Origin of the sequence: Anaeromyxobacter sp. PSR-1 (assembly GCF_000964525.1) — a bacterium.
GTDB lineage: Bacteria > Myxococcota > Myxococcia > Myxococcales > Anaeromyxobacteraceae > Anaeromyxobacter.
On sequence record NZ_BAZG01000165.1, the window covers coordinates 1 to 9,955 of the forward strand.

Annotated in this window: 7 protein-coding genes and 1 pseudogene; 6 read left to right on the forward strand and 2 right to left on the reverse strand. The window is 76.0% G+C overall.

Features of this window, described 5'->3' with window-relative positions; genetic code table 11:
• The first annotated feature begins 212 nt into the window (after positions 1-212).
• The 4 genes from PSR1_RS18410 to PSR1_RS18425 are packed head-to-tail and all read left to right on the forward strand — an operon-like array spanning position 213 to position 3,316.
• Complete coding sequence (locus PSR1_RS18410) at positions 213-776, forward strand: FAD-binding protein (protein ID WP_237758135.1); 564 nt, start codon at positions 213-215, stop codon at positions 774-776.
• 57 nt (positions 777-833) lie between these two features.
• The gene (locus PSR1_RS18415; RefSeq protein WP_059438900.1) at positions 834-1,331 is read left to right on the forward strand and encodes a 4Fe-4S dicluster domain-containing protein; all 498 of its coding nucleotides are present in this window, start codon (positions 834-836) and stop codon (positions 1,329-1,331) included.
• Positions 1,332-1,380: 49 nt separating this feature from the next.
• Positions 1,381-2,310: a diacylglycerol kinase family protein gene (locus tag PSR1_RS18420; protein ID WP_059438901.1), complete on the forward strand. Its 930-nt coding sequence runs from the start codon at positions 1,381-1,383 to the stop codon at positions 2,308-2,310.
• Positions 2,311-2,350: 40 nt separating this feature from the next.
• Complete coding sequence (locus PSR1_RS18425; RefSeq protein ID WP_059438902.1) at positions 2,351-3,316, forward strand: hypothetical protein; 966 nt, start codon at positions 2,351-2,353, stop codon at positions 3,314-3,316.
• A gap of 1 nt (position 3,317) precedes the next feature.
• Here PSR1_RS18425 and PSR1_RS18430 read toward each other — a convergent pair whose 3' ends face one another.
• Positions 3,318-6,068 carry an SNF2-related protein gene (locus tag PSR1_RS18430; protein WP_059438903.1) on the reverse strand — a complete coding sequence of 917 codons (2,751 nt, stop codon included), beginning with the start codon at positions 6,066-6,068 and terminating at the stop codon, positions 3,318-3,320.
• Between the two features lie 256 nt (positions 6,069-6,324).
• Positions 6,325-9,174, reverse strand: a complete 2,850-nt coding sequence (locus tag PSR1_RS18435; protein ID WP_059438904.1) for a pitrilysin family protein — start codon at positions 9,172-9,174, stop codon at positions 6,325-6,327.
• Positions 9,175-9,377: 203 nt separating this feature from the next.
• On the opposite strand from PSR1_RS18435, the gene PSR1_RS24240 reads away from it, so the two are divergent.
• Together PSR1_RS24240 and PSR1_RS18440 are read left to right on the forward strand one after the other, a co-directional pair.
• The gene (locus tag PSR1_RS24240; RefSeq protein WP_193388385.1) at positions 9,378-9,539 is read left to right on the forward strand and encodes a hypothetical protein; all 162 of its coding nucleotides are present in this window, start codon (positions 9,378-9,380) and stop codon (positions 9,537-9,539) included.
• Between the two features lie 37 nt (positions 9,540-9,576).
• Positions 9,577-9,955: pseudogene (locus tag PSR1_RS18440) on the forward strand (phosphorylase); the annotation flags it as partial.

The following is a 9,955-nucleotide window of genomic DNA, read 5'->3' on the forward strand; positions in this document are numbered from 1 at the left end:
CGGCCCGGAGGTGCGCGAGCTGGAGGTGGAGCTGCCCGGCCTCGACCCGTGGGCGCGCCCGCACGAGCTGGCCCGCGCGCTGGAGCCGCCCGGCGAGGCCGAGCGGCTGGGGAGCGGCTGCGGGCGGCGCTCGCGAACGGCGCGCGCGGCGCCGCGGCGGTGCTGCTCCCGCCGGTGCTGGGGCTCTCGCCCGCGGCGCACGTCCCGAGCGCGTGGCGGCCGCGGCGGGCGTGCCGGTGGCGGAGACGCTCTCCGACGTCCCGAGCGTCCCCGGGCTCCGGCTGCAGGCGGCGCTCGAGGCGCGGCTGGCGCGCGCCGGGGTGACGGTGGTGACCGGCGAGCTGCGGGCGGCGGGCGGCGCGCCGGGCGACCGGGTCGAGGTGGGCGACGCCGCGATCCTGGCGGGGAGCTGGGTGCTCGCCACCGGGCGGTTCGTGGGCGGCGGGCTGGTGCGGCACGGGGCGCTGGCGGAGCGGACCCTGGGCCTGCCGGTGGAGGCCGCCGAGGGGCACGACGCGGGGGTGCACCTCGCGGGACGGCCCGCCACCTCGCTCACCGTCCGCGACCGGCGCGCGCCCCAGCCGCTGCTCTCCGCCGGCCTGCGCGTGGATCCGTCGCTCCGACCGCTCGACGGGCGCGGCCGGCCGGTCCACCCGAGGCTGTTCGCGGCGGGCGCGCTGGTGGGCGGCCACGAGCACGCGAGCGACGGGACCGGCCTGGGCGTGGCCATCCTCACCGGCTGGCTGGCCGGGCGCGCCGCGGCGGCGCGGGGCTGAGCGCGGGGGACCCCACGTCACAGGTGCCGCCGGCGCGCCGGCTGCTACACTCGCCCCATGGCCTCGCCGCGCGCGCTCGCCTACCTCGCCTACCGCGCCCTCGTGGCGCACCCGCTGAAGCGGCTGCGCGCGCGCGGGCCCGGGCTGGAGCGGTTCCGGGCGGCGTACGTGTCCGAGGGGCTGCTCCCGACGCTCCTCCAGGATCGGGAGGTGGACGAGGCCGCCTCGGCCTGCATCTCCTGCGGCCTGTGCGAGCCCGCCTGCGACCTGGCGCGGGCCGCGCCGGCGGTGCGCGCGCTGGGGCTGCACGCCGCCTTCCGGCTCCACGGCCGGGCCGGGCCGGAGCTGGCCCTGTCCGCGGCGGCGCTCGAGGCCTGCGACGGCTGCGGCGCGTGCGAGGCGCGGTGCCCGACGGGCGTGCCCATCGCGCGCGTGGTCCGGGCGCTGCGGGCGAGGGCCGAGGCCGGCGCGACGCTGCGGGCCGCCCGGGGCGCGCAGGACGCCCGCACCGTGCCGGGTGGGGCGCCGCCGCCGGGGCGTACGCGCGCCGCGTGACGCGCGACGCCGCGCCGCGGCGGGCCGTCCCGGGATATGATCCCGAGCGGTGAAGCCCTTCCTGATCGTCAACCCAGCCAGCGCCTCCGGCCGCACCGGCCGCCACTTCGACCGGATCGCCCGCGCGGTGCGCGCCTCCATCGGCGACTTCGAGTGCGCCTTCACCAGGGTGCGCGGCGACGGCGTGCGGCTGGCTCGCGAGGCGCTCGCCTCGGGCGGCAAGCTGGTGGTGGCGGTGGGCGGCGACGGCACCGCCAGCGAGGTCATCGACGGGCTCACCGGCGAGACCGGCCCGCGCGATCCCGAGGCGCACTTCGGGTTCATCCCCCGCGGCACCGGCGGCGACCTGTGCCGCACGCTCGGCATCGACCCCGACGTGGACTCGGCGGCGCGCACGCTCGCCTCGCGCGACGTGGCGGTGCTCGACCTGGGGCGGCTGGAGCTGGCGGGCCCGGACGGCGCGCCGGTCACGCGCCACTTCGCCAACGTGGCCGGGTTCGGCGTGTCGGGCGAGGTGAGCGCGCTGGTGAACCGCGGGCTGAAGCTCCCCAGCGGGAAGCTGTCCTACATGCTCGCCTCCGCGCGCGCGCTGATGAGCTGGTCGGACCAGCCGGTGCGGTGGCGCGTGGACGGCGGACCGTGGCACGAGGAGCGGATCACCGCCATCTCGGTCTGCAACGGGCGCTACTTCGGGGGCGGCATGATGGTGGCGCCGGACGCGCGCATGGACGACGGCGTGTTCGACGTGGTGGTGTGGAAGGCGTTCGGCATGGGCGACTTCGTCGCGAAGCGCCCCATGCTCTACGACGGCACCCACGTGCGCCTCGAGAACACCCGCGTGCTGCGGGCGCGCACGCTGGAGGCCGAGCCGCTGGAGGGGGCGCGCGTGCGCATCGACTCCGACGGCGAGTCGCCGGGCCGCCTGCCGGCGCGGTTCACGATCCTCCCGGGTGCGCTCCGGATCCGCGTGGGGCGTTGACCTCGCCGCCGGCGCTCCACGGTCCTTACCCTCCAGCATCATGACGCTCGCCCTCGTCGCCGCGCTGCTCACCGCCGCAACCCCCGCGGGCGGGAAGGCCGCCGTCCCCGCCGTCCGCCACGCCGGGACCCCGGGGCCCGCGCCGCGCGCCATCCGCTCCGCGGAGGACCTGGCCGCGCTGTGCCGGGCGCTCACCCCGCCGGAGCGGCTCCGCCCGCGCGGCGACGCGGTGGAGCGGGGCGAGGCCGAGGCCCGCCACGACGCCGACCGCGACGCCGCCATCGTGGCGCGCTACGCCATCACGCTCCCCGCCGCCCGGCTGCCCTTCGCGCCGTACGACGCGAGCGAGCGGCGGCTCTCGCTGGCCGAGCCCGGCGTGCTGCCGGTGGCGGAGGGCGGGTCGCGGCTGTGGCCGAGCGAGGAGCGCGGGCTGCCGGTGGAGGCCGACGCGGGCGCCGCGCGCCGCGTGCTCGAGGCGCAGCGCGCCGGCCGGCTCGCGCTGGAACTGACCTTCGACCTCCCCGACGACGCGACCTGCGGCGCCGACCCGCGCGGCAAGACCTTCACGCTGCCGGTCGAGCCGGTGGAGTGGGCCTGGACCGACGGCGGCGCGGCGCTGGCCCGCGGCGGGGCCGGCGCGGATCGCCCGCTCGCGACCGCGGCGCAAGGCGCCACGCCCAGGGTGGACGTGGGCGAGCCCATCGCCGGCCCGTCGGACGCGAAGCGCGCGGTGCTGACCCGCGCCGGCGACCTGCAGGCCTGCTACGCGGAGGCGCTGCGCCGGGATCCGGCGGTGGACGGGGTGCTCGTGGTCGAGCTGGGCGGCGGCCGGATCGGCGTGGCCGCGGACTCCACCGGCACGCCGGAGCTGTCCACCTGCGTGCAGCGCGCGCTCGCCACGCTGGCGGCGCCGGGCGGCGGCCGCGTGGCGGTGCCCATCCGCTTCGAGCTGGTGGCGCCGGCGACGGCGGCGGCCGCCGGCACCGGCTCGGCGCCGGCGCGCTAGGTCACACGCAGCGCCAGTACGCGGTCGCGACCAGGGTCCGGCGCTCCTTCACCTCGGAGCGCTTCTTGAGGTCGGCGACGGCGCGGTCCTTCTCGGCGTAGCGCTGCGCCTCGACCGCGCGCAGGTCGTCCAGCTTGCGCCGGTACTCGCGCTCGGCCCGCTCCAGGAGCGCCCGGCGATCCCGCAGCGGCAGGTCGGAGCGGTCGCCCAGCGCGCCGCGCGCCCGGCCCCAGGCGGCGCGCGCGTCCTCGACCGCCTTGCGCGGCGCGGCGAGCGCGTCCTCCACGGCGCGGTCCCAGCGGTCGCGGGAGGCGTCGTAGGCGGCGCCGATCCGCTCCTGCAGGTCGGCGACCAGCGCCGCGTGGAACGCCTCCAGCGCCTGCTCCTGCGCCTCGCCGATCGACACGGTGGCGCCGCGCGGCCCCGCCTGCGTCTCCTCCGCCGGCAGCGCCGCGAACGCGTCGGCGTCCTCGGTGGAGAGCGCGTGGAACCGCTCGCCGTCGAACCAGAGGACCAGGTGGACGACCCGCTCCTCCGAGACGAGCGCGTCGAACGCGTACTTGTAGGCGAACCACCAGCCCTCGCGCCCGGCCAGCTTGCCCAGCGAGGCGGGCAGCAGGCGGTTCGGGAGCTCCAGGAACGAGACCGCGTCCTGCGGCCGGGCGCGGATCCGCTCCGCCGCCGCCTGGACCAGCTTCGCGCGGCGGGTGCGGCCGCGAGCGGGCTCCTCCGGCGGCGGCGCCGCCGACTCCTCCTCGAACGCGGCCGCGACCAGCGCCTCCTCGTCGGCCTCGCGCCGGGCCACCGCCTCCTTGGCGTTCTTCTCCGCCACCCGGAGCCGGCCGCGCACCTCGCCGTCGAACCGCTCGAACAGGAGCGCGCGGGCCGCCGCGAAGCGCGCCGAGATCCGGTCGTCCAGCTCGCCGCGCAGCTTCGAGAACGCGCGGTCGATCTCCTCGCCGGAGCGGCAGGACTGGTAGATGTCCAGCACCCGCTTCTCGAAGTCGATGCCGGTGCCGAGCGCGCCCAGGATCTCGTCGGACGAGCCGAACACGCCGTCGAACAGCGCCAGCTTCTGCGAGAGCAGGTCGAACAGGCGCGCGTCGGCCGCGTTGGAGCGGTTGAGGAAGTTCAGCACCAGCACGTCGCGCTGCTGGCCGTAGCGGTGGCAGCGGCCGATGCGCTGCTCGACGCGCTGCGGGTTCCAGGGCAGGTCGTAGTTGACCACCAGGTTGCAGAACTGGAGGTTGAGCCCCTCCGCGCCCGCCTCGGTCATCAGCAGGATCTGGGTGCGGTCTCGGAACTCCTCCACCAGCGCGGCGCGCTTCTCGGTGCCGCCCACGTCGCCGGAGAGGCAGGTGACGCTGTAGCCCTTCGACTCGAGCAGCCGCCGCAGGTAGTCCTGCGTGCGCCGGAACTCGGTGAACACCACCGCCTTCTCCGGCCACCCGCACGCCTTGGCCACGGTGAAGCAGCGGTCGAGCCCGCGCACCAGCGCATCGCCCTTCGCGTTGACCTTGATCTCGCGCGCCAGCCGCGCGCAGGCGCGCAGCTCGCCGAGCTCGTCGTTCATGCGGCGCAGGGCGAGCTGGCCCTTCGGCTTCTGCGGCGCGCCGTCCTCGTCGAACAGCTCCTCCACCTCCTCGGCGAAGCCGTCCATCTCCAGCAGGAGGTCGGCCTGGGCGGTGCACTCGACGCCGGCGATCTTCTGGTCGAGCGTGTCGGCGAGCCGGTCCAGCGTGGCCGCGAGCGCGAACGACGAGGACGCCAGGATCTTCCGGTACACCAGCACGAACAGCGCGCGCCGAGCCATGGGGATGGCATAGGCGTCCTCGCGCCGCAGGTACTCGGAGACGCGGTCGTACAGCTCCTGCTCCTGCGCGGTGGGGGCGAAGTCCTCCACGATGGAGCGGCGGGCGGTGTACTTGACGTACTCCTTCACCTGCCGGCGCAGGGTGCGCACCACCACCGGCGCCAGCCGCGCCTTCAGGTCGGCGGCCTTGTCCTCGGTGAGCTCGCCGGAGGCGTACTGGAGCCGGAACGTCTCCTCGTTGCCGAGCAGCGCGTCGTCGATGAACGCCGCCAGGCCGAGCAGCTCCATGAGGTCGTTCTGGAGCGGGGTGGCCGTCAGCAGGAGCTTGGGCGAGCGGCGCAGCGCGCGGCGCAGCGCCTGCCCGGTGCGGTGGTCCTTGCGGTAGGCGTTGCGCAGCCGGTGCGCCTCGTCGATGACCGCCACGTCCCAGTGGACACGCTCCACCTCGGCGGCGCGGAGCGCGGCGAACGGGTGCGAGCAGATGACGATCCCGCCGGTGTCGAACGGGTTGGTCTTCAGCCCCTGGCGCTCGCGCTCGCGGCAGGTGTCGCCGTCCACCACGTCCGCCTCGAGGCCGAACTTGGACCGCAGCTCCTCGCGCCACTGCGCGCGCAGCGAGGCCGGCACCAGGATGACGGCGCGCGGCTTCCCCTCGGCCGCGAGCTGCGCCAGCACCAGCCCCGCCTCGACCGTCTTCCCGAGGCCGACCTCGTCGGCCAGCACCGCGCCGCCGGTGGGGAGCGCGGCCAGCGCGAACGCGGCCGCCTCGATCTGGTGGGGGTTCAGGTCCACCGCGGAGTGGGCCAGCGCCGGGGCGAGCCGGGACGTGCCGCCCCCGCCGCGCGCGGTCAGCGCCTCCGCCGCAACCCGCTGGTGGAACCGCGTCAGCTGCGGCCGGGCCGAGCCCGCGCGCGACGCAACCTGAGACACCCCGCCCATCCGCACCGCCTCCCGCCACCCGGGGCGCCCACGCGCCCGCCCACGCCGCGGCGCGCGGAGGTTCCCGCCGCGCCGCCCGGTATCCCGCGATACCGGAGCGGCCACTGTACCAGCATCCGGATCCCGGCGGCAGCCGCTCGTGCGGCCGCGTCGGGGGCAGGCGTGTGCGCGCCGCCCCCACGCGCGCGACGGGGACGGGGCGGTCGGCGGCGCCCGCGGCGGCCGCGCCGGGCGGCGCGCCGCGGGCCCTGCCCGGTCAGCGGGCGAAGACGTCGGCGGCCGGCGTGACGCGGATGGCGTCCGGCCGGATGCCGAGCTTCATCGCGCCGATGACCCGGTCCTCCTCGAGGAGCGCGGCCGGCTTCTCGGCGTCGTACTTGACGGTGGAGACCCCGTCCGCGGCGAGCGCCGCCGCGAGCCCCTTCGCGTCCTTCGTGACGATCACGAACGAGAGGTCGGTGGCGGAGAGGTGGGTGCGGATGGCGCGGTTCACGTCCTCGCGGGTGAGCTTCGCGAGCCCGTCGCGCAGGTAGCGCGTGAACTCCGGGATGCCGTACCAGCGCGAGTCGAGCGCGTACCCGACCTGCTGCTCCTGCCGGGCGGTCATCACGTACACGTTCTTCATGAGGTAGGCCCGGGTGGCCTCGAAGTCTGCCTCGGAGAGCCCCTCGTCCACCAGCTTGCGCAGCTCGTGGAGCGCGATCCGGATCGCCATCTGCGCGTTCTGCGGCTGCACCGGCCGGATCCACACCTCGAACAGCTGCGCCCGCCGGGCCAGGTTCGGATCCGGGAAGAACTGGAACATGCCGCGCGGGAACGCCTCGACGTAGGCGTAGTCGCCGTAGTTCATCCCGCGCGTCTCGCGGATGCGCTGGTAGAGGTGCGAGGTGGACGAGCGGTGCTCGCCCAGCCAGGTCTTGGCGAGCCAGAGCGCCGGGAAGTCCGGGTGGCCGCGGGTCACCGCGATGGGCAGGCCGAAGGAGATGGCGGTGGCGCGCGTGTCCTTCTCGACGAGCTCCACCTCGATCCCCTTCGGCCGCCGCCCGGCCACGGCGGGCGCCGGCTCGGCCGGCGCGACCGGCAGCCGCCCCAGCTCCGCCTGGAGCCGCTCGAGGAACGCCTTCGGCGCGTCGCCGCCCACGCCGACCAGCACGTCCGGCCGCGCGTAGCGGGCCTTCACGAACGCCTTCACGTCGTCGAGCGTCACCGCCTGGATGCCCGCCACGGTGCCGATGGCGGGGTGGCCGTAGGGCGTGCCGGCGAAGACGTTCGCCTGCAGCCGCTCCTTGGCCAGCTCCTCGTCGTTCGACTCGCGCAGGTCCTGCACGAGCGCGTTCAGGTGCTCGTCCTTGATGCGCCGGAAGTCCTCCTCGCGGAAGCCGGGCTCGGTGAGCTGCGGCAGCGCCACGTCCGCGAACCGCCGCCAGCCGTCGGCGGGGAAGCGGCCGGTGAGGGTGGCCATCTCCTTGTCCACCTGCGCGTCCAGGCTGGCGGCGAGCGGGTACAGCGCCTCGCGGATCTCGTCGAGGCGCATGCGCTGCGAGCCCGCGGCGGCGAGCATGTCGGCGGCCAGCGCGGCCAGCCCCTCCTTGCCCTTCGGGTCCTTCGCGCTGCCGGCCGGGAACACGAGCTTCACCGTGACCACCGGGAGCTTCGAGGGGAGCAGCGTGACCGGCACGCCGGCCGGCGCGGGCGGCCGCGGCTCGAGCGACGCGAGCGCGGGCTGCGCCTTCACGGCGGCCGGGAGCGGGTCCTTCGCGAGCGTCGTCACCACCAGGCCCGCGTCGGTGAAGTAGCGGCGCGCCGCGGCGAGCAGGTCGGCGCCCTGGAGCGACGCGTAGGTGCGGAAGAGCTGGTTCGCCGTGGCGTAGGACCGCCGGAAGTGCGCGAAGCGCGCCACGATCCCCGCGATGGCGTCGGTGGAGTCGAGCCGGCGCACGAACGCGGCGCGGCCGTGGGACTTCTGGTCGGCGAGCTTCTTCGCGTCCGGCGCGGCGGCGCGGGCCTGCGCGAACGCCTTCAGGATCACGTCGCGGACGTACGGCGCGTCCTCCGCCTTCTTGAGCCGCGCGTAGACGGTGACCAGCCCCGGGTCCACGTTCGGCCCGGTGTCGGTGAACAGCGCGTCCACCTTCTGCTCGTCCACCACCAGCTTCCGGTACACGTCGGAGGTCTCGCCGAAGTGCAGGTCGAACAGGAGGTCCACCGCCGCCCAGTCCTTGCCCGTCTCGGAGAACGCGGGGCCGTGGAACGCCACGGTGACCCACGGCAGCGTCGGCGTGGTCCACGGCACGTGCGCGTAGACCGGCCCCTGCGGCGCGGGCTCGGCGGGGATCCGCGCCTGGAAGTCGCCGCGCTTCCAGCCGCCGAAGTACCGCTCGACGAGCGGGAACACCTGCTCCGGCTTCACGTCGCCGGCCACGATCACCGTCGCGTGCTCGGGCCGGTACCAGCGCGCGTAGAACGTGCGCGAGTAGTCGTACTGGTTGGGCATGTCCTCGATGTCGGCGAGGAAGCCCATGGTCGTGTGCTTGTACGTGTGCGCGCGGAACGCGGCGTCGCGCTGCACCTCCTCCAGCTTCACCAGCGGGTTGGAGGCGTTCTTGTTGTACTCGCCGAGGATGGCGCGCGACTCGGTCTTGAAGCCCTCCACCGAGTAGTCGAGGTGCTGGAAGCGGTCCGCCTCGATCTCGAGGACCTTCTCCAGGTCCTGCTTCGCGAAGGTGGTGTGGTAGTTGGTGAGGTCGTCGCTCGTGTACGCGTTCTGCCGCGCGCCGATCTGCGTGAGCACGGCCTGGTACGCGTCCGGCGGGTAGGCCTTCGTCCCGCGGAACATCATGTGCTCGAAGAAGTGCGCGAACCCGGTCTTGCCGGGCTCGACCTCGTTGCGCGAGCCGGTCTGGATCGGGATCTGGACCGACACGAGGTCCGGGAAGCCGGTCGGCACCACGATCACCTTCAGGCCGTTCGGGAGCGTCCGCTCGGCGGCGGGGAAGGGCAGCACGTCGCCCGCGCCGGCGCGCGGCGGCGCGGCGGAGGCGGGCGCGGCCAGGGCCAGGGCTGCGATGGCGGCGGCGAGGAGCAGCGGAGCAGGGGTCGGGCGCATGCGGCGATCTCCCTCGGGTGAACGGGAAGGGACGAAAGCACGGGGTGGGGCGACCGGCAAGCGGCGCCTCCCCCGGCGCCACGCCGTCCCTTCCCGGAGGCGCGGCGGACCGGTCCGTGACGCCCGCGGCCAGGAGGGGCGCGCGCCGTCGCGTCGAAATAGGCCCGGCCTCTCTCCGTAGGAAAGGCCAACGGAGGTTGGACATGAAGGCCCTCGCAATCGTCGCTCTCGCCATCGCCCTCGAAGCAGGCTTCCTCTTCACGCTCGCGGTCCCCACCGGCTCCGCCGACGTCGCCGCCTCGAACGGCCGCGGCGCCCAGGTCGAGCTGGCGCACGCCCCGGCGCCGGCGCCGGCCCGCTCGTAGCCCGCACGCGGCACCCCGCGGTGGACTACGATGCGGCATGGCCGAACGCCCCAGCCTGCTCCTCGCCGCCTTCCCGCCCGAGCTGGCGGGCCTCGACGCGGCGCCCCCGCCCGGCTGGATCGCGGGCGTCACCGGGGTGGGCGCCGTCGCCGCGGCGCTCGAGACGGCGCGGCTCGTCGCCCTGCACGCGCCGGCGCGCGTGCTGTTCGTCGGGACCTGCGGCGCCTACGACGCGCGGCTCGCGCCCGGCGACCTGCTCTCCGCGTCCGAGGCCGTCGCGACCTCGCTCGACGAGGTGGAGGGGCGGGCGTACCGGCCGGCGATCGAGCGGGTGCGCTGGCCGGCGGGCTGGGACCTGCCGTTCCCCGCGCACGCGGTGGCGGTGCCGCCCGCCATCACCCGCACCGCGGCGGGCG

What these genes read in the sequence shown, in the direction of transcription:
- PSR1_RS18430 (WP_059438903.1), bottom strand. Translation starts at nt 6,068, where the DNA reads ATGGGCGGGGTGTCTCAGGTTGCGTCGCGCGCGGGCTCGGCCCGGCCG.
- PSR1_RS18425 (WP_059438902.1), top strand. Translation starts at nt 2,351, where the DNA reads ATGACGCTCGCCCTCGTCGCCGCGCTGCTCACCGCCGCAACCCCCGCG.
- PSR1_RS18435 (WP_059438904.1), bottom strand. Translation starts at nt 9,174, where the DNA reads ATGCGCCCGACCCCTGCTCCGCTGCTCCTCGCCGCCGCCATCGCAGCC.
- PSR1_RS24240 (WP_193388385.1), top strand. Translation starts at nt 9,378, where the DNA reads ATGAAGGCCCTCGCAATCGTCGCTCTCGCCATCGCCCTCGAAGCAGGC.
- PSR1_RS18415 (WP_059438900.1), top strand. Translation starts at nt 834, where the DNA reads ATGGCCTCGCCGCGCGCGCTCGCCTACCTCGCCTACCGCGCCCTCGTG.